Origin of the sequence: Haloarchaeobius lipolyticus (assembly GCF_051208015.1) — an archaeon.
Lineage (GTDB): Archaea > Halobacteriota > Halobacteria > Halobacteriales > Natrialbaceae > Haloarchaeobius.
In genome coordinates, this window is sequence record NZ_JBPKGF010000002.1 from 1,298,784 (window position 1) to 1,317,730 (window position 18,947).

General features: G+C 66.3%; 18 protein-coding genes and 1 rRNA gene. 12 read left to right on the forward strand and 7 right to left on the reverse strand.

The genetic code is table 11. The annotated features are described in order from the left end of the window. Positions 1 to 110: 110 nt before the first annotated feature. Together thsA and ACSC1Y_RS09665 are read right to left on the reverse strand one after the other, a co-directional pair. The gene (gene thsA / locus ACSC1Y_RS09660; RefSeq protein ID WP_435334656.1) at positions 111 to 1,784 is read right to left on the reverse strand and encodes a thermosome subunit alpha; all 1,674 of its coding nucleotides are present in this window, start codon (positions 1,782 to 1,784) and stop codon (positions 111 to 113) included. A gap of 254 nt (positions 1,785 to 2,038) precedes the next feature. Then, the gene (locus tag ACSC1Y_RS09665; RefSeq protein ID WP_435334622.1) at positions 2,039 to 2,593 is read right to left on the reverse strand and encodes a KH domain-containing protein; all 555 of its coding nucleotides are present in this window, start codon (positions 2,591 to 2,593) and stop codon (positions 2,039 to 2,041) included. Positions 2,594 to 2,720: 127 nt separating this feature from the next. Here ACSC1Y_RS09665 and ACSC1Y_RS09670 point away from each other — a divergent pair, with 127 nt between their 5' ends. The 5 genes from ACSC1Y_RS09670 (at position 2,721) to endA (ending at position 7,533) form a co-directional block, all read left to right on the forward strand. Continuing rightward, entirely contained in the window at positions 2,721 to 3,512 is a 792-nt protein-coding gene (locus ACSC1Y_RS09670) for a YqcI/YcgG family protein (RefSeq protein WP_435334623.1), read from the forward strand. Beyond that, positions 3,509 to 4,096: a cysteine hydrolase family protein gene (locus ACSC1Y_RS09675; RefSeq protein WP_435334624.1), complete on the forward strand. Its 588-nt coding sequence runs from the start codon at positions 3,509 to 3,511 to the stop codon at positions 4,094 to 4,096. Before ACSC1Y_RS09670 ends, ACSC1Y_RS09675 begins: the two co-directional genes overlap by 4 nt. A 179-nt stretch (positions 4,097 to 4,275) precedes the next feature. Continuing rightward, positions 4,276 to 5,271 carry a radical SAM protein gene (locus ACSC1Y_RS09680; RefSeq protein WP_435334625.1) on the forward strand — a complete coding sequence of 332 codons (996 nt, stop codon included), beginning with the start codon at positions 4,276 to 4,278 and terminating at the stop codon, positions 5,269 to 5,271. A gap of 360 nt (positions 5,272 to 5,631) precedes the next feature. Next, positions 5,632 to 6,432: a topoisomerase DNA-binding C4 zinc finger domain-containing protein gene (locus ACSC1Y_RS09685; RefSeq protein WP_435334626.1), complete on the forward strand. Its 801-nt coding sequence runs from the start codon at positions 5,632 to 5,634 to the stop codon at positions 6,430 to 6,432. A 75-nt stretch (positions 6,433 to 6,507) separates the two neighbouring features. Continuing rightward, positions 6,508 to 7,533 (forward strand): tRNA-intron lyase, encoded by a 1,026-nt coding sequence (gene endA, locus ACSC1Y_RS09690; protein WP_435334627.1) that lies wholly within the window; start codon positions 6,508 to 6,510, stop codon positions 7,531 to 7,533. An 18-nt stretch (positions 7,534 to 7,551) separates the two neighbouring features. On the opposite strand, the gene ACSC1Y_RS09695 is transcribed toward endA, so the two are convergent. Then, positions 7,552 to 8,160, reverse strand: a complete 609-nt coding sequence (locus ACSC1Y_RS09695) for a class I SAM-dependent methyltransferase (RefSeq protein WP_435334628.1) — start codon at positions 8,158 to 8,160, stop codon at positions 7,552 to 7,554. Positions 8,161 to 8,619: 459 nt separating this feature from the next. Between ACSC1Y_RS09695 and ACSC1Y_RS09700 the strand changes: the two genes are divergently transcribed. Then, positions 8,620 to 10,236 carry a tryptophan--tRNA ligase gene (locus tag ACSC1Y_RS09700; protein ID WP_435334629.1) on the forward strand — a complete coding sequence of 539 codons (1,617 nt, stop codon included), beginning with the start codon at positions 8,620 to 8,622 and terminating at the stop codon, positions 10,234 to 10,236. Between the two features lie 24 nt (positions 10,237 to 10,260). On the opposite strand, the gene ACSC1Y_RS09705 is transcribed toward ACSC1Y_RS09700, so the two are convergent. Beyond that, on the reverse strand, positions 10,261 to 10,974 hold the full coding sequence (locus ACSC1Y_RS09705; RefSeq protein ID WP_435334630.1) for a class I SAM-dependent methyltransferase: 714 nt from the start codon (positions 10,972 to 10,974) through the stop codon (positions 10,261 to 10,263). A gap of 65 nt (positions 10,975 to 11,039) precedes the next feature. Next, the gene (locus ACSC1Y_RS09710; RefSeq protein WP_435334631.1) at positions 11,040 to 11,687 is read right to left on the reverse strand and encodes a class I SAM-dependent methyltransferase; all 648 of its coding nucleotides are present in this window, start codon (positions 11,685 to 11,687) and stop codon (positions 11,040 to 11,042) included. A gap of 158 nt (positions 11,688 to 11,845) precedes the next feature. On the opposite strand from ACSC1Y_RS09710, the gene ACSC1Y_RS09715 reads away from it, so the two are divergent. The 4 genes from ACSC1Y_RS09715 (at position 11,846) to ACSC1Y_RS09730 (ending at position 16,132) form a co-directional block, all read left to right on the forward strand. Next, a complete protein-coding gene (locus ACSC1Y_RS09715) occupies positions 11,846 to 12,391 on the forward strand; it encodes a hypothetical protein (protein ID WP_435334632.1) in 546 nt (181 codons plus the stop codon). A 251-nt stretch (positions 12,392 to 12,642) separates the two neighbouring features. Next, positions 12,643 to 14,145, forward strand: a complete 1,503-nt coding sequence (gene pheS, locus ACSC1Y_RS09720; protein WP_435334633.1) for a phenylalanine--tRNA ligase subunit alpha — start codon at positions 12,643 to 12,645, stop codon at positions 14,143 to 14,145. Then, entirely contained in the window at positions 14,145 to 15,908 is a 1,764-nt protein-coding gene (gene pheT, locus ACSC1Y_RS09725) for a phenylalanine--tRNA ligase subunit beta (protein WP_435334634.1), read from the forward strand. Before pheS ends, pheT begins: the two co-directional genes overlap by 1 nt. A gap of 32 nt (positions 15,909 to 15,940) precedes the next feature. After that, entirely contained in the window at positions 15,941 to 16,132 is a 192-nt protein-coding gene (locus ACSC1Y_RS09730) for a hypothetical protein (RefSeq protein ID WP_435334635.1), read from the forward strand. 29 nt (positions 16,133 to 16,161) lie between these two features. On the opposite strand, the gene ACSC1Y_RS09735 is transcribed toward ACSC1Y_RS09730, so the two are convergent. Both ACSC1Y_RS09735 and ACSC1Y_RS09740 read right to left on the reverse strand, forming a co-directional pair. After that, positions 16,162 to 17,217, reverse strand: coding sequence for a quinone-dependent dihydroorotate dehydrogenase (locus tag ACSC1Y_RS09735; protein WP_435334636.1), 1,056 nt, complete (start codon positions 17,215 to 17,217; stop codon positions 16,162 to 16,164). Between the two features lie 70 nt (positions 17,218 to 17,287). After that, the gene (locus ACSC1Y_RS09740; protein WP_267641674.1) at positions 17,288 to 17,485 is read right to left on the reverse strand and encodes a hypothetical protein; all 198 of its coding nucleotides are present in this window, start codon (positions 17,483 to 17,485) and stop codon (positions 17,288 to 17,290) included. 244 nt (positions 17,486 to 17,729) lie between these two features. Here ACSC1Y_RS09740 and ACSC1Y_RS09745 point away from each other — a divergent pair, with 244 nt between their 5' ends. Then, positions 17,730 to 18,038 (forward strand): non-histone chromosomal MC1 family protein, encoded by a 309-nt coding sequence (locus ACSC1Y_RS09745; protein WP_435334637.1) that lies wholly within the window; start codon positions 17,730 to 17,732, stop codon positions 18,036 to 18,038. Positions 18,039 to 18,830: 792 nt separating this feature from the next. Beyond that, positions 18,831 to 18,947, forward strand: a 16S ribosomal RNA gene (locus tag ACSC1Y_RS09750); the annotation flags it as partial.

Here is an 18,947-nt window from a genome sequence, read left to right on the forward strand (position 1 = left end):
GTCGTCGGACTACCGTCCGACGGCTTATGGAAATCTGTCTCCGACAGATTTCACATAGCCTTGGCCGAGGGAACCTCGGCCGTACGATTAGATTTCTCGTTCCTCGAAATCTACATCGCGCCGCCCATGCCACCCATACCGCCCATGCCGCCCATGCCGCCGCCCATACCGCCGCCCGGGGGCATGTCGTCGCCGCCGTCGTCGCCGTCTATCTTGCCGCCGGAGAGGTCGCCTGCGGCGATGACGTCGTCGATGCGGAGGAGCATGACGGCCGCCTCGGTCGCGGACTCGATGGCCTGCGTCTTCACGCGGAGCGGCTCCACGACGCCTTCCTCTTCCATGTCGATGACATCGCCGGTGTAGGCGTCGAGGCCCGCACCGTACTCGCCGCCGTCGTGGCGCGAGCGGAGTTCGACGAGGCTGTCGATGGAGTCGAGGCCCGCGTTCTCGGCGAGGGTGCGCGGGATGACCTCGAGCGCGTCTGCGAACGCCTCGACTGCGAGCTGCTCGCGGCCGCCGACGGAGTCGGCGAAGTCACGGAGTGCGAGTGCGAGCTCGACCTCGGGTGCGCCGCCGCCGGGGAGGACGGTACCGTCCTCGATGGTCGCGCGGACCACGCCGAGGGAGTCGTCGATTGCGCGCTCGACCTCGTCGACGACGTGCTCGGTGCCGCCGCGGAGGAGGAGCGTGACGGACTTGGCGTCCTCGACGTCCTCGATGAGGATCTGCTCGGAGCCGCCGACGTCCTGCTGGCTGATGGAGCCGGCGAAGCCGAGGTCGTCGGCCTCGATGTCCTTGACGTTGGAGACGACGCGGGCGCCGGTCGCGCGGGCGATGCGCTTCGCGTCGGAGTCCTTGGTGCGGCGGACCGCGAAGATGCCCTCCTTCGCGAGGTAGTGCTGGGCCATGTCGTCGATACCGTCACCGACGAAGACCGCGTCGACGCCGGCGTCGACGAGCGCGTCGACCATCTCCTTCAGCTGCTTCTCCTCCTGGTCGAGGAACTGCTGGAGCTGGTCGGGGTCCGTGACGTTGACCTCTGCGTCGATCTCCGTCTCGCGCACTTCGAGTGCGTCGTCGAGCACGGCGACCTTCGCGTCCTCGACGAAGTACGGCATGTTGTCGTGGACGCGCGTCTTGTCGAGGAGGACGCCGTCGACGAGTTCGGAGTTCTCGATGGAGCCGCCGACGAGCTTCTCGATCTTGATGTTGTCGAGGTCGATGCCGTCCTCGTCTTCGACGGCGAGGATGGCGTCGACGACGAGCGTGGCGAGGGTGTCCTTCGCGGACTCTGCGCCCTTGCCCGTCATCGCGGTCGCGGCGATCTTCTCGAGGTACTCGCGGTCGTCCGCGCCGACCTCGATGGCCATGTCCTCGAGGACCTCCTTCGCCTTCTCGGCTGCCTGGCGGTAGCCGTTGGCGAGGGTGGTCGCGTGGATGTCCTGCTCGAGGAGCTCCTCGGCCTTCTTCAGGAGCTCACCGGAGACGACGACGGCGGAGGTCGTGCCGTCACCGACCTCCTCTTCCTGCGTCTGGGCGACTTCGACGATCATGTTCGCCGCCGGGTGCTCGATGTCCATCTCCTTCAGGATGGTGACGCCGTCGTTCGTGACGACGACCTCGCCCGTGGAGTCGACGAGCATCTTGTCCATCCCTTTCGGGCCGAGCGTGGTGCGTACCGCCTCGGCCACGGCCTTCCCGGCCGTGATGTTCATGGACTGTGCGTCACGTCCGGATGTTCGCTGGCTGTCCTCGGAGAGAACGATGAGGGGCTGGTTGCCCATTTGCTGAGCCATGGTCACTCGATGGATTGATTGCGATTCTATATAAATTCTTCGGTGGCGGTCCTTCTATGGGCCTGTAGTCCCCCACCGCTGGGCGTATGGCACACCGACACACACTACCTTTATATACTACTTCGGGACAGTCGTCGCTGCCCGGAGAATCGGGCGATTCATCTCAGCAGGCTGGTCAGAAAGAACACGAGTATCGGCGTTCAGTCGTGCGGTTTCGGTGGGTCGGTCGCCGGAATCGACGGTCAGCTTCCGCCCTGGAAGCGGTGGTAGTCCATTCCCTTGCGCTTCAGCTCGTTGTGCTTGCGCTCGAGGAAGGAATAGACCGAGCCGTGCGGGGCACCGTCGAGCAGTCGCTCGGCGGCCTCGCGGACGATCTGTACCTCCTCCGGCCCGCCGATGACGCCCATCGTCGAGCCGTAGATGACGACGCTCGCGCCGGTCAGCTCCTCCATCAGTTCGCGGGTGCGGCCGTTCTCGCCGATGAGCCGACCCTTCTTTCGCTTCAGATCCGATTTGTTCCGCGCGGCGGCGTCGATGTCGATGAGGTCGAACATACGCATCTCGTCGTCGAGCAACGAGAGCGCCTCCTCGGGCGGGAACCCACGGCCGATGGCCTGGACGATGTCCGGGCCTTTCAGCGCGTCGATAGGGTCGCCCACCTGGTCGATGGCGACGGAGCCGTTCTCGGAGTCGATGTCGAGTCTGACACCGGCCCGGTTCTCGATCCGTCGCATCGTCTCACCGCCCTCACCGATCAGCACGCCGATACGGTCCTGCGGAATCTTCACGTGCTGCATAACGTTCGCTAAGATTTGGGACCGTTTAAGACTTCGGCAACGGCGGTACCGGTCCCCAGACCGCCTGACGAGAGCGCCGAGCTGCCCGTCCCGACAGTTACAAGCCGACCCGGTCCAAGCCACGGGTATGAGTCAGCCGGCGGTCACCGGCGGAACCGACCAGCTGTCGGGCACGGACGTCACCCGACTGTTCGACCAGGAGCGTCTCCACGACCGGCTCGCGACGGGGACCCTTCCCGACTGGGCGGTCGACCACTACGAGAGCTTCCGCGAGGCGATGCTCGGCGAACACAACGGCACCGAGTTCGTCTGCTACTTCGGCGTCGACTCCGAGCGTGAGGGCTGGGCGCTGTACACCTTCGTCCCCGGCCTCGACGACGAGTCGCTGCTCGCCTACCGAGACGTCCTCCTCGCCTACCTCCGGACCTACGAGCACCACGCCCCGCGTGCCTCGCTCGTCACGTTCTTCGCACACGACGGAAGCGACCTCGACGAGGCCGAGTGGCACGAACGGTACTGGGACGTCCTCCAGTTCTTGCACGACCACGACCCCGAGCCATGGCCCGACGAGTTCCCGACCGAGCCCGACGACCACCAGTTCGAGTTCTGTTTCGGCGGCGAACCGCTGTTCCCCACGGCCCGCGCCCCGAGCTACCAGCGCCGCCACAGCCGCCACAACCCACACGGGCTGGAGATAACGGTCCAGCCCCGGAAGGTGTTCGAGGGCATCACAGGTGACACCGAGGCCGGCCGCCGCGCCCGCGAGATAATCCAGGGCCGCATGGAGACCTACGACGACGTCTGTCCCCACGCCCAGCTCGGCGACTGGGAGGACGACGAGAGCCACGAGTGGCCGCAGTACATGCTCCCCGACGGTGAGGAGCTGCTCGAAGAGTGTCCGCTGGAGATATCGCGATGACGGGTGATTCGACCCCGCGAGAGGCGACCGAGAACCGCCCGGACGTCCTGCTCGTCGTCGACGCCCAGCGCGGCTTCGACGAGCCACACTGGGGCGAGGAGCGTTCCACCCCGGAGGCCGAGACGCGAATCGAAGAGCTGCTCGCGCACTGGCGCGGGCGCGGTTGGCCGGTCGCGCACGCGAAACACGACTCGACGGAGGCGGGGTCGCCGCTCGCCCCCGACCAGCCCGGAAACGAGTTCAAGGACGGGCTCGGCCCCGAAGACGACGAGCCGGTCTTCGCGAAGACCGTCAACAGCGCCTTCCTCGGGACGGACCTCGAGTCCTGGCTCCGCGAGACGCCCCACGCCAGGCTCGTCGTCTGCGGGTTCACGACCGACCACTGCGTCTCGACGACGACGCGGATGGCCGAGAACCTCGGCTTCGACCCTGTCCTCGTCTCGGACGCGACGGCGACGTTCGACCGGGCGATTCCCGTCGGTGGACGGATATCTGCCGAGGAGAACCACCGGGCGGCGCTGGCGCAGCTGTCGGGTGAGTTCGCGAAAGTGGTGACGACGCGAGAACTGGTCGGCGACGACTGACCGCGGCCGTCTGATTCGTCTGTCGTTCCGCAGACCTCGGCTCGTCGACGGTGGATGCGTCGTCGAGCGTAGACGGCTCGAAACCGGCACGGGGAACTCACCCATGCCCTTCCGTGCCACCCCAGACCGTCCGATTTCGCACGCTTTTTCCCGCTTCGGCCGGTTATCCTGTACAACGAATGATCTCGAAGGGCTGCGAACAGTGCGCCAAGGGCGGGAAGATGGTCATGTTCGTCTACGGCTACTGTGACCAGCGCGACTGCTTCTACTGCCCGCTCGGGGAGAACCGCAAGAACGTCACCGACGTCTACGCCAACGAGCGCCTCGTCGAGTCCGACGAGGACGTCATCACCGAGGCGAAGCGGATGGACGCCCTCGGCACCTCCATCACTGGCGGCGAACCGCAGGAGGCGCTGGACCGGACCTGTCACTACCTCTCGCTGCTCAAAGACGAGTTCGGCGAGGACCACCACACCCACCTCTACACCGGCATCACGGGCGGGCGCGAGAACATGCGCCGCCTCTCGGAGGCGGGCCTCGACGAGATCCGCTTCCACCCGCCGCTGGAGCTCTGGGGCGACATGCACGGCACCGAGTGGGAGGACATCCTCTACATCGCCCGCGAGGAGGGGCTGACCCCCGCGTTCGAGATTCCCGGCATCCGGCCGGAGACGGAGTTCCTCGACTTCCTCGACGAGGGCGCCGCCGAGTTCTGCAACGTCAACGAGTTCGAGATGTCCGACGGGAACTACCGCCGGATGCAGGAGGAGGGCTACGAGCTCAAGGAGGGGCACATGTCGGCCGTCGACGGCGACCGCGAGGAGATACTCGACGTGATGGGCGAGCACCCGCGCGTCTACTTCTGTACGAGCGTCTTCAAGGACGCCGCCCAGCACCGTCGTCGCCTGAAGCGCATGGCGCAGAACATCCGCCGCGAGTTCGACGACGTGACCGACGACGGCACCCTCGTCTACGGGAAGACCCGCGCCGACCCCGAGCGCTTCGCCGAACTGGGCGTTCCCGAGGAGTTCTACACCGTCAAGTCGAACCACGTCGAGGTCGCGTGGTGGCTGCTGGAGGAGATGATTCAGGAGGGTGACGTCGACGACGGCGAGATCGTCGAGCAGTATCCGACCTACGACGGACAGGTCGTCGAGCGGACGCCGCTGGTCTGATTCTGTTTCGTTGCGAGCTGTTGTTTCCGTATTTCGTGCGTCCTGTGCTCGTTCGAGTCGCAGTTCTCGAATCACGATAGAACCGAGACCGCACCACTGCTCACGTCTCACTTCGTTCGCCGTTCGCCGCGAGGCGACTGCGCCACCTCGCTCTCCTCCCCAGCCGATTGCGGGGTTCGCTCACTCGCTTCGCTTCGTTCGGCTGCACTCCTCATCCCTCGCACGATGTCGGCTCGCGACTCTCACTCCGTTCGAGCACGCTCACGAGCGCGCGCCACCCGGTTGTCCGGTACCGTCGACAGCCTCGGCTGCTCCTCTCTCGTCCGAGCCTTCAAATACCATCCCGCGGCCAACCACGGCATGTCAGCAACCGTCCGCCTGTTCGCGGGAGACTGCACCGTCGTCGCCGACGCCGGCGACCGAGCCGAGTTCCGGGGGAACGTCGTCGTCCTCGTCAAACCGGATGACACCGTCCTCGTCCACGACGCCCGCGGCTACCAGCCGCTGGCGTGGCTCACCCGCGCCGAGGAGGTGTTCGTCACCAGCGAGGGCACGAGTGGGCACGATTCGGCGAGTGGAGGCGACGGTGGACTCGACCTGCGGGCCCGTGATGGGGACCAGACCCTGCTCGTCCGGTCTCACCAGCTCCACCTCGCCGGCTCGTACCCGGTGAACACCGCGGGAACCCCGGTCGGCCGGTGTCCCGACTGCGACGGAGCGCTCGTGAAGACCCGGCGGGCCGTCTCCTGTCTCGACTGCGAGCGCCACCACGGCATCCCGACCGACGCGACCCTCCACGGCGGGCGCTGTGAGTGCGGACTCCCACGGATGCGGGTCGAACGCGGTGCTCCGCTGGACCTCTGCGTCGACCGCGACTGCGAGTCGCTGGACGAGGCGGTCGTGGCACGGTTCGACCGCGAGTGGGACTGCCCCGAGTGCGGAGACGACCTGCGCATCATCCGCCGAGGTGGCCTGCTCGCGGGCTGTGACGCCTACCCGGACTGCGAGACCGGCTACTCCTTCCCGGCGGGGTCGGTCGTCGGGTCGTGCGACTGTGGCCTGCCCGTGTTCGAGACGGCGGCGGGGCGGCGCTGTCTGGACAGCACCTGCGAGGCCCCCGTCGGCGGGGCGGGTGGCGTGAGTGCGACGCCGGGTCCGTAGCCAGCGACGAAACCGAGACACGTGCGACCGGCCCGGACCGTCATCACTTTGCCCGACCGGGCCGCATCCGCGTCCATGGACGGACACCTCGACGGCGACGTGGTCCACGTCGGGCAGGACGCGCGCCAGCGGTTCCACGACTCGCGGGGCTACGGCTACCCACTCGGTGGCAACGACGTGGCCCTCTCGCGGGTCGAGGCCGCACATCTGCTCTACCGTGGCGACCTGGACTCGGTCGACGGGATGGGTTTCCGCGAGTTCGTGCGCGACGCGACGGACGCGAGCTTCATGCCGCGCTTTCTGGTCTACGCCGACCTGCGCGAGCGCGGGTTCTACCTCTCGCCCGCCCGCGGCGACTGGCTGAAGCGGCTCGACCCGGGCGACGAGGACTTCGTCGTCTACCCGCGGGGGAGCGGTCCCGGTGCCGGCGAAGCCCTCTACCGGGTGAACGTCATCGGCGAGCGAGAGAGCACGCCCGCGACGGCCCTCGGCGACGGCGTCCTCGCAGTCGTGGACGAGGAGTCGGAGATAACCTACCTCGACACCGACCGGCCGGACATCGCCGGGAACGCCGACGTCGAGCTTCCCGAGGGCGTCGACACCGACCTGCTGGCCGACCGCGCGACGTGCTGGAACCCGCCGGAGCGCCTCTACCACGAGGGCTTCTACGGGACGCCGCTCTCGGGCCGCGACGCCGACTTCGACGCGCTCCAGCTCTCGCTGGTCGAAGCGGCCTACCTCGCGACTCGCGGGGCGCTCGACGCCGACCCGGAGACGGTCTGCGAGCGCGGTCGCGAGGTCGAAGGCGAGCGGTTCGACCGCCGGCTCCAGGCCTACGCCGAACTTCGTGAGCGGAACGTCGTCCCCAAGACCGGCTTCAAGTTCGGCGCGGACTTCCGGACCTACGCCGAGTTCGAGACGGTCGACGACTTCGGGCACAGCGAACTGCTTGTGCGGGTGCTGCCCGAGGGCCACACCTTCGTCCCGCGGGATCTCTCGCTCGACGTCAGGCTGGCGAACGGCGTCAGGAAGGAGATGGTGTTCGCCATCGTCGGCGAGGACGGTATCGAGTGGCTGCGGGTCGGGCGGCTGACGCCGTAGTCACGCCAGCCAGTTCGTTCAGCGCTGCACGGGCAGCCGACACAGCAGGTTCGCGAACGTCGTTCCCGAGGGGACCTGGTTCACGGTCACGTCCTCGATGGCGAAGCCGGCAGCTTCGAGCTCCTGCCGTGCTTCGGCCTCGGTGACCCGGTACTCCACCGTGCTGCCGCCCCACTTCTCGACCTCCACGGGACCGTCGCCGACCTTGAAGCCGATTCTCGCGACGCCGCCCGGTCGCAGGACGCGTCGGAACTCCCCCAGTACCGTCGGCCACTCGTCTCGCTGGACGAAGAAGACGGTCGCCGGGCACCAGACCCCGTCGAAGGAGTCGTCCGGAAATCCGAGTGCCCGGACGTCCATCTTCGCGTAGGCTGCGGGCCGGTTCTCACGAGCGTACTGGAGCATCCCGGCGGCGAGGTCGACACCGACCGGTTCGAGGCCCTTCCGCTGGAAGTACTCGACGTCGCGGCCGGGGCCACAGCCGGCGTCGAGGACGGCGGGGCCAGCGAGGGCGTCGACGAACGAGTCCAGGATGGCGACGAACTCGTCGGGGAGGTTGTCGAGGCTGGTGGCCTCGTCGAACGCGTCGGCGTTCCGGTCGTAGAGGTCGGCTGCGTCGTCCGGCATGCTGGTTCGTTGTTGTTGGCGGAGTGGAACGAATAGTGTTGGGTCTCGGTCTCCGGGATAACAGTCCACCTGTCAGCTGAGTGGGCTCCGAGATAGCAGTCTACGAATCACGATGGAAGTGAAACTGGAAATGAAACCGCACAGCTCCTCATCCTCCCCAACCGGCTCACTCCACTTCGTTCCGTTCGCCCCTCGCACGAGCGGCTCCCGACACGCCTCGCTGTCGCTCGGCGGTCGCGAAAGCCGCGCGCCATGGTCGATGGACGAGGCTGTGGGCGCTGTTCTCCTCTCCGTCGTCAGTTCGTCGTCGTCAGTTCGTCCCCGCCAGGCACAGCAGAACGACCAGTTCTACTCTGGCAACCCCTGACACTCGACTACACGATTCCTGACACTCGAACGACTCCAAGACGCGGGAAGCGAAGCTTTTTGCGCGGCCCGGCGCCACTCTCGGGTAGTCAAATGACGCGCGATTCCGAGTCTGTGCCGGACGAGGAGCTGCTCGCGGACGGTGGCGAGACGGCGGCCGAGGGGGCCGACGAGGTCGCTCTCGACCCGTGGGGCTCGTCGACCGTCTCGGACTACCGCAAGCTGTTCGAGGAGTTCGGCATCGAGGAGTTCGAGGAGGTCCTCCCCGAAGTGCCGAACCCGCACTACCTGATGCGCCGCGGGGTCATCTTCGGGCACCGCGACTACCGACCCGTCGCCGAGGCGATGCGGGAGGACGAGCCGTGGGCGGTCCTCTCGGGCTTCATGCCGACGGGTGACCCGCACATCGGCCACAAGCTGGTGTTCGACGAGATAATCTGGCACCAGCAGCAGGGCGGCGAGGCGTACGGCCTCATCGCCGACCTGGAGGCCCACTCGGCTCGCGGTCTGACGTGGGACGAGATCGACGAGCACTCGCGGGACTACCTCCTGAGCCTGCTGGCGCTCGGATTCGACGCCGAGGAGGGCGAACTGTACCGGCAGTCCGACAACCGGCAACTGCAGGACCTCGCGTTCGAACTCGGCATCGAGGCGAACTACTCCGAGCTGCAGGCCATCTACGGCTTCGACGGCGAGACGGACGTCTCGCACATGCAGTCGGTCGTGACCCAGATGGCGGACATCCTCTACCCGCAGCTGGACGAGCCGAAGCCGACCGTCATCCCGGTCGGACCGGACCAGGACCCGCACATCCGTCTGGCGCGCGACCTCGCGACCCGGATGCGCTTCTTCAAGGTCTCCGAGGCGTACGCGAGCTTCGAGGCGAACGACGCCGAGCGCGCACTCCTCGCGAGCGCGTACGAGACGCTGGTCGACCTCGCGGAGGGAGAGACCATCCGCTGTGTACACGCGGCGCAGTTCCTCGCCCACGGTGCGGACGCGGTCGACTTCGAGGCGGACCGCCCGAGCGTCAAGGTGCCGGACATCGACGAGAAAGCGCGGGCGAGCGCGGTGAAGAAGCTGCAGTCCGCCGGGATGGAGCCGTTCCGTCCCAGGACGCGCTTCTTCGACCGGAAGGCCACCGACGAGGGATTCGAGGCGCTCATCGACGCCATCGAGGGCGAGAAGCGGGTCTACGAGGGCCACATCGACGCCTTCGACCTCGACCGGGAGGAGGCCGAGGCGCTCGCCCGCGAGGTCGAGGTCGACCAGGGCGGCTACGGCTTCGTCATGCCCTCTTCGATCTACCACCGGTTCATGACCGGGCTGACCGGCGGCAAGATGTCGTCGTCGGTCCCGGCGAGCCACATCAGCCTGCTCGACGACCCGGAGGATGGCTACGACAAGGTGAAGTCGGCGACGACGGGCGGCCGCCAGTCCGCCGAGGAACAGCGAGAACTCGGCGGCGAGGCCGACAAGTGCCCGGTGTACGAGCTGTACGCCTACCTGCTCGCGGGCGACGACGACGAGTTCGCGAAGGAGGTCTACGACGAGTGCGTCGGCGGGGAGCGACTCTGTGGCGGCTGCAAGGAGCAGGCCGCCGAACTGATGAAGGAGTTCCTCGAGGAGCACCAGGAGAAGCGCGAGGAAGCGGCCGAGCTCCTCGACGAGCTGGACATCGACCTCGATTCGGACCGAAAGCAGGTCTGAGCTCGGGCTGGTCGCACGAACCGACTACTCTTTCTCGACGTAGACGCAGGGCGTGTCCCGGCCGACGAACGAGTGGTCTCGTGCGCCGACGGCGCCCCAGTAGTCGCGCGGGCGCTTGCCGAGGAGGTCGCCGATCGTCGCGTACGAGAGCAGGTTCGCCCCGTCGACGACGTGGCCGAACAGCTCCCGGCGAGCGCCGGTGAACTCGCGGTCGAACCGGGCGCGTGTGTACCGGTTGGGGTAGTTGAAGACCAGCCTGCCGCCGGGAGCGACCCGGTCGTACATCGCCGCGACCGAGGCCTCTGCGTCGTCGACGAAGTAGAGGGTGGCCATGCAGTAGACGAGGTCGAACTCGCGGCTCACGTCGAGGTCCGGAAGGGCGTCGACCGCGAAGTGGACGTTGTCGTAGCCGTACTCGGTGGCGATGGCCCGGTTGTCCCGGATGACCGACTCGGAGACGTCGTAGCCGTAGAACTCGGTCTCGGGGAAGCGGGTCGCGAGTTCGAAGAGGTCGACCGCGGGCCCGCAACCGATAGAGGCGACCGTGTCGGGGCCGCCTGTGAGTCTGTCCGGGGTGGGCGGCCAGTGGTCCGCGACGAACCGGGCGAGCAGGCTGGGCATCACCTCGCGCCCGATGTAGGCGATGCGCTCGTAGTCGCCAGCGCTGTAGAAATCCTCCCACGCGGTGGCCGTCCCCGGGTCGGCCCAGGTCGCGTCGGTGGTGACGTTCTGTGACACGGTATAGGTAAGGCTATCCGGTAACATAAAGTTCGACCCCTGGTGACTGGGTACAGGCTCGCGGCTCAGGCTCTCGGCTTCCGGACGTACACTGCCGGACTCCGTCGAGTGACGTACTCCTCGTTCCGCGCGTCGACGGCGGTCCAGTAGCTCTCCGGCCGGATTCCGAGGGCGTCTTCGATGGCGTCGTACGAGAGCAGGTTCTCGCCTCGGGCAACGAGTTCGAACGCCTCGCGCTTCTCGCCCTCGAGGTCACGGGCCCACGATTGCGTGTACCGGTTCGGATAGTTGAAGACGAGGGAACCGCCGGGGGCGACCCTGGCGTGCAGGGCCCGGAGGGCGGCTTCGACGTCGTCGACGAAGTAGAGTGTGGCCATGCAGTAGACGAGGTCGAACTCGCGGCTCACGTCGAGGTCCGGGAGCGAATCGACGGCGAACCGTAGATTGTCGAGTCCACGTTCGTCGGCCTGTTCCCGATTGGCCTCGACCACGGACGGGGCCAGGTCGTAGCCGTAGAACTCGGTCTCGGGGAAGGCCGATGCGAGTTCGAAGTCGACGAGTGCGGGGCCACAGCCGACGTCAGCGACGCTGTCGGGGGTTTCGACCCGTTCGAAGAACGTCCGCAGGTGGCCGGGCATATCGTCGCCGCCGACGTACGCCCCCCTGTTCCAGTCGGTCGCGGCGTAGAAGTCCGCCTCCCAGTCGAACGGCATGTGCGTGAGTGCCACCGGACGGCCGAATAGCCTTCCGGTCGGCTCGGGACCATCACGGCAGTCGTACCGCAACGGACCCCGGGGAGTTCGCGAACGTGGCGAGGAAATTGAACGATTCTATGCAAGGAATTAACTACCAGAAGGATGAATGTATCGTCATGCCAACACGGGAGCCGGACGGTTCAGAGGACGAGCTGGCCGCGGTGGCGGACGCCCTTGGGATGGACGAGGCCGACATGAAGCCGGAGCGGAACGAGACCGGAGAGGACGCCGGCGAGGGCGTTGACGCCCTGCTCGCCGACCTGACGGGAGATGCGCCCGGGGAGCTGACGCACCCGGACGACGGCAGCCTCGAAGAACTCGACAGTGCACTATCCGAGCTGGCGACCTCGTTCGACGGGACAGCTGAGGCCGGAGAGAGGTCGGCGGACGCAGGAGGCGACAGCAGTACGGGGGCCGAGGGATTCGCTCTCGAGGAATTCGACTTCGGAGACGCCGCAGATTCCGCGCCACGAGAGATGACACCCCACGAGGAGTTCCTGGCGCTCGTCGCAGAGCTCGGCGGCTCGGACGCCGAGGACCTCGACCTCGAAGACCTGACGCTCGGGAGTTCCGTGACCGTCGCAGACCTCGAAGCGACCGGGACGGACGGCGAGCGAGGCGAGCGCGACATCGACGAAAGCGGGTTCCACTGGGGCGGCTGACGGAGCCCGAGTACTCGTCATCCGTCCGCTCCCGAAGGCTTTTCTCCCGGCCGTGACTGCGTTCGTACATGGCAACCGACTCCCGCCGTGGTGGTAGCGTGCCCGAGCCGCAGCACAGCGACCGGGGAGTCGGCTTTTTTCGCGCGGCCTGACTGAGCGCGGCGGACTCCGGGGAGGCCGATCTCGCCGGACGAAATCGCGCGCTCGTTCGGAATAGCTAACTGACTCACGCGAACACGCAACACCAAGAGATGAAACTTTCAGCGACACAGGCCGCGGTCCTCGAGGCCGCGAGTGCCACCGACCCGAAGTCGGTCGGGGCGCTGGCCGACGAGGTGGGCGAGAAGCCCGAGACCGTCGCCGGCGCTGCCTTCGAACTCGAAGAACAGGGCCTCCTCGCCGTCGAGGAGCGAACGGAGGAGCGGATCGAACTCACCGAGGAAGCCGAGTCGTACATCGACGAGGGCCTGCCGGAGGTCCGTCTGTACGAGGCCGCCGTCGAAGCAGGGGCGACCGACGACCCGGTCTCGATGGGGCAGGTCATCGGTGCCTCGGGACTGGGCAACCTCGTCGACATCGCGCTGGCGAACTACGCCCGGAAGGGGTACGGGAACATCGACAGCGGCGAACTGTCGGCGACCCCGGACGCAGACCCGGCCGACGACGCGGAGGCGAACGCACTCTCGGCACTCGCCGCGGGCGAGTCCGTGACCGACACCGCGATCGTCGACCAGCTCGAGCGCCGTGACCTCGTCACGCGGGTCGAGTCGACCGAGCGCTTCGTCACCCTGACCGACGACGGCGTCGACGCCCTCATGGCCGGCGTCGAGGTGGCCGAGACGGTCGGGCAGCTGACGCCCGAGCTGCTCACGAGCGGCGAGTGGCAGGACGCCGAGTTCGCCGAGTACAACGTCGAAGCCGACGCCGAGACCATGTACGGCGGCAAGAAGCACATCCTGCGCCAGACGGCCGACCGGGTCAAGGACGTGCTCGTCGGCATGGGCTTCCAGGAGATGGAGGGCCCGCACGCGGACGCGGAGTTCTGGATCAACGACTGCCTGTTCATGCCACAGGACCACCCGGCCCGGACCCACTGGGACCAGTTCGCCCTGGACGTGCCGCCGATGCAGGACCTGCCCGAGGACCTCGTCGACCGCGTCGAGGACGCACACCGGAACGGCGTCGGAGAGGACGGCGAGGGCTATCACTCGCCCTGGACCGAGGACGTGGCTCGCGGGGTCGACCTCCGCGGGCACACGACCTCGCTGTCGATGCGGTACCTCTCCGGCGATGCCATCGGCGACCTCGAACCGCCGCAGCGGTACTTCTCCGTCGAGAAGGTCTACCGGAACGACACGCTCGACGCGACCCACCTGCTGGAGTTCTTCCAGATAGAGGGCTGGGTGATGGCCGAGGACCTCTCGGTGCGCGACCTGATGGGCACGTTCACCGAGTTCTACGAGCAGTTCGGCATCACGGACCTGCAGTTCAAGCCCCACTACAACCCGTACACGGAGCCGAGCTTCGAGCTGTTCGGCGAGCATCCCCGCACGGGGGAGCTCGTGGAGATCGGTAACTCGGGCATCTTCCGCGAGGAGGTGCTCCGCCCGCTCGGCGTCGAGTGCGACGTGATGGCGTGGGGGCTCGCCCTCGAGCGCCTGCTGATGCTGACGCACGGCTTCGAAGACATCCGGGACGTCCACGGCACGCTGAGTGACCTGGAGTTCCTGCGGAACGCGGAGGTGATTCGCTGATGCCAGTCGTAGACGTAGACCCAGACGAACTCCGGCGCCTGACCGGCCACGACGAGAAGCGCGACGAGGAGCTGAAAGACGACCTGTTCGGACTCGGTCTCGAGTTCGAAGGCGAGACGGAGGACGAGAAGTTCCAGCTCGAGTTCGCTCCCGACCGACTCGACCGGCTCTCCGTCGAGGGGGTCGCCCGGTCGCTCCGCTACCAGTACGGCGACGACCGCGGCGTGTACGTCCCGAAGACGAACGACGCCGACTGGACCATTCGCGTCGACGAGTCCGTCCCGGACGAGCGCCCGTACGTGACGGGTGCCATCGCACGAGGCGTAAACCTCGACGAGGACGCGCTCGATTCGCTCATCCAGTTGCAGGAGAAGCTCCACGCGACGATGGGCCGAAAGCGAACGAAGGGCGCCATCGGGATTCACGACCTGACGATGCTCAAAGGTGCTGCTGCCGACGGCGATGGCGGCCACAGCATCGAGTACGTCGGCGTCGAACCCGACGAGGACCGGTTCGTCCCGCTCGACTCGGACGAGGAGTTGACGCCCGCGGAGGTGCTGGAGCAGCACCCGACCGGTGAGAAGTACGCCGACATCGTCCGCGAGTACGAGCGCTACCCGGCCATCTACGACGACATCGGCCTGTTCTCGTTCCCGCCGGTCATCAACGGCCGTCGGACCGAGGTCAGCACCGACTCGCGCGACCTGTTCATCGAACTGACGGGCACCGACCAGTGGACCATCGACAAGATGTGCAACATCGTCTGCTACGCGCTCGACGCCCGCGGCGCGACCATCGAGGAGGTCGTCGTCGACTACCCGGAGCGGGACGTCTACGCGCCGGACCGCATCGAACTGGTCGACCCCGGCGTCGACCTCGTGCGGCCCGATCTCTCGACCACCGACAAGCACGTCCGCCACACCCGGATAGAGACGCTCCTGGGGATGTCGTTCGACCCCGACGAGGTCGTCGACCTGCTCGAACGCGCCGGGCTGGATGCAGAGACGTCGGAGACCGACGACGGCGAACTCGTCTACGACGTCGACGTTCCGCCGTACCGGGTCGACGTGCTCCACCCGCTCGACATCGTCGACGACATCGGCCGCGCCTACGGGTTCAACCACCTCGAACCGCGCTACCCCGAGGTCGGAACCGTCGGCGGCCGACACGAGCGAACCGGGCTCGAGGACGCGGTCCGCGACCAGCTCGTTGGCCTCGGTTTCGAGGACATGCTCAACTTCCACATGATAAGCGAGCGCGAGAACTACGAGCGTCTGCGGCTCGACCCCGAGACGGACGACTGTCTCGGTGCTGGTTCGCCCGTGACCATCACGGAGCCCTACAGCGAGGACTACACGATGGTCCGTTCGTGGGCGCTCCCCTCGCTGATGATGGTGCTCGAGAACAACACCCACCGGTCGTACCCGCAGGACGTCGCGGAGGTCGGACTCGCGGCACACTACGACGAGTCCGAGGACACCTACGTGGCGGAACGGCGGACGGTCGCCGGTGCTCTCGCCCGGTTCGACGCCTCCTACGAGGACGCGAAGGCTCGGCTACAGGCTATCGCACGGAACTTCGACGTCGAGCTGGAGACGCCGCCGACCGAGCACCCGTCGTTCATCGACGGCCGGACCGCCGAGGTCCGTATCGACGGCGAGGTTGCAGGCGTCGTGGGTGAGGTCCACCCGGCCGTGCTCGTCGAACACGATCTGGAGTTGCCGGTGGTGGCGTTCGAGTTCGAGCTGGACGCGCTTCGATAGTCGTCTTCACACTTTTTGGTCCCGCTTTTGGAGTGACGAGCGGAGCGAGGCGACGCAGTCGCCTCGATGGGAACGGGGAACGGCTGGGGGACGTGACCGCAGAGAGCGTTCCCCCAGCCGTGACCCGTGAGCGGAGCGAGGAGCGAGACAAAAGGGGGTCGCAGCACGACCTGGAGTTGCCGGTGGTTGCGTTCGAGTTCGAGCTGGACGCGCTCTCCGACTGAGAAAACGAACCATCTCTGCTGCTCTCTTCTTACAGGTCGGCGCCCACAGCGTCGGCGACCGAATCGAAGCCGTCGCGGTCGAGGAGTTCGAGGAGCCCCTCGTTGATGTCCCGTGCCAGCGAGGGCCCCTCGTAGACGAGACCGGTGTAGAGCTGGACGAGCGAGGCGCCGGCCCGGATCTTCCGGTAGGCGTCCGCTGCACTCGAGACGCCACCGACGCCGACCACCGGAACGTCGGTCCGCTCGGCGACGAACCGGACCATCTCGGTGGCACGGCCCTCGATGGGTGCACCGGAGAGACCACCCGTCTGTGCGGCGTTCGGGCTCTTGAGCCCTTCGGGGCGTTCGGTCGTCGTGTTCGTCGCGACCACGCCGTCGAGCCCGAACTCGTCGACCAGTTCGAGTGCGTCCTCGATAGCGGGGTCGGGAAGGTCCGGCGAGAGCTTCACGAGGAGCGGTGCTGCTCCTGCGTCGACGAGTGCCTCGAGGATGGCGGCCATCTCGTCGCGGTTCTGGAGGTCGCGAAAGCCCTCCGAGTTGGGGCAGGAGACGTTCACGACGAAGAAGTCGCCTCCGTCGGCGACCTGCTCGTAGGTGTAGCGGTAGTCGTCCGGCGCTTCTTCGGCGGACGCCGACTCCGACTTCGCGAGGTTGACGCCGACGGGCACATCGGGTCGCTCGAGCTCGTGGAGACGCTGGCCGACCACGTCGGCACCCTCGTTGTTCAGCCCCATCCGGTTCACGATTGCACGGTCCTCCGGGAGGCGGAACATCCGCGGTCTCGGGTTACCGCCCTGCGGCTCAGCGGTCACTCCGCCGACCTCGACGTGGCCGAACCCCAGGGCAGCCAGCGCACGCGGCACCTCGGCGTTCTTGTCGAACCCTGCGGCGACGCCGACGGGAGTCGGGAACGACTGTCCGAAGGCGTCGACGTGTAGTCGCTCGTCTCGAACCCGGTAGCGTCGAGTGAGCGCCGACTCGACGGGCGTGCCCTGGCTGACGGACAGCAGGCCGCGGACACCCTCGTGGGCCGTCTCTGCCGGTAGCTGGAACAGAAACGGCTTGGCTACATCGTAGAGATTCATCTACGCATGAGGGAGGCGGCGATCGACAAAAGCGTCCCGAACCGGTTCCACACCGACGATGGTACGGGGTTCAGAACTCGTGTTCGACCTCGTCCTGGTCGGCCTTCTGGATGATTATCTTGTCCTCACGTACGCGCACGAAGACCTCGTCGCCGATCTCCATGCCGGCGACCGCGAGTTCGTCTTCGTGGAGGTTGATGTGCACGTTGTGGTATTCGCCGTTCTCGTCTTTGGCACCACTTGGGCTCAACTTCTTTTTCCGTACCATCGCGGTAGTCTATCTCGTGTGTTCGCCACACGAGGTACTTAAGTGTTTTCTACGGGTGCGCTTGCACGATACAGGTCCCGCGCGCGCGGGTTCGGCGACGTCGATTGGGGGCGATTTCGGCGAATCGCGAGAGGGGACCGACCTTGATTTTGCAACCCATATATAAACACATCGCCGCCGTCGTCCGTTTTCGGGGGATATCTTTATCACGGGTCGTGTGTTGCAGTGACATGGAGGGAAAATCATGGTACGTGAAGACGGAAAGCGCAACTTCGCGCTTAGAAGCAAGAACGGCGACGAATCGAGTGTGTTCTCGGGGAACACGCCGCGACAGGCTGCACTGAAGGCTGCACGTCGGCTGGAACCGGCGAGCAGTGAAGACGCCGCCGACCGGGTGGAACTTCGACTTCGAGAGAAAGGGACCGACAAGGTCCACATCTACGAGGGATGGTCCTGGCACGAGACGGCTCCGGACGACAAGCCTGACTGGATGCCGGACGAGATCACGGAAGCGAACGTCTCCAAGAAGGGTATCGAACACCTCGACGAGTAGCGACCGCTCGCGTAGCGCACGTGAGTGTAACAAACCAACAATCGTTTCTACCGGGCCGACCCAGTGGCTCATGCGCGGTTCACACCCGACCAGACCGAACGCGACCTGCGCGGAATGACCGGTCGGCCTCCACCCGCGTGACATCGTCCTCTGAACAGTCTCTCTCCGAGCGTGAGCTCTCGTCGACGGGTGTGTCGTTCTCCCCCACGAGAACGTCCTCTCACGGTACACAATTCCCACACGGCGTCCGGTTCGACGGTCTTAAGTGTTCGTCGGGCATTCGTTCAGATGCGAACGACGTGGCGCACGCCGCCACTCCCTCTGGCCGCATCCCGGCACGGAGGCAGGACATCTCCCATATGCTCTCGGGCATCGGCGTGGTTCGTCTGAACTACGATGGTCCGCTGGTCCGACGACCGGCGTCGACGACAGAACGATGCCCTTAAGTACAACAGGGCACTGGGATATGAACGCAAAAGCACAACGCGATTCGGGGCACGTTGAACTCGTGCCCCAATCCCGGACATTGTCTGCGGGGGCCGTCCCGGCGGACGCACGCCAACTTCGATGGGTTTAATACCTGTCTCGAACTACGTGCAGGTCCGGAAGGAAATGAGGATTCCACCCCTGCGGTCCGCCGTATACGATGGAATCTGATGTTAGCCCTGGTAGTTCGGTGACGCCTGACCGGCCGCTTCGGTCGGCTCGCCGAACTCGGACCACGCAATGCAAGGTGTATGCCATTCATATGGTATACCCGCCAAGCCCCCCGGACCGTATGGTTCGGGACACATTCCGGTTGATCCTGCCGGAGGTCATTGCTATTGGAGTTCGATTTAGCCATGCTAGTTGTACGAATTCATATTCGTAGCAGATAGCTCAGTAACACGTGGCCAAACTACCCTATGG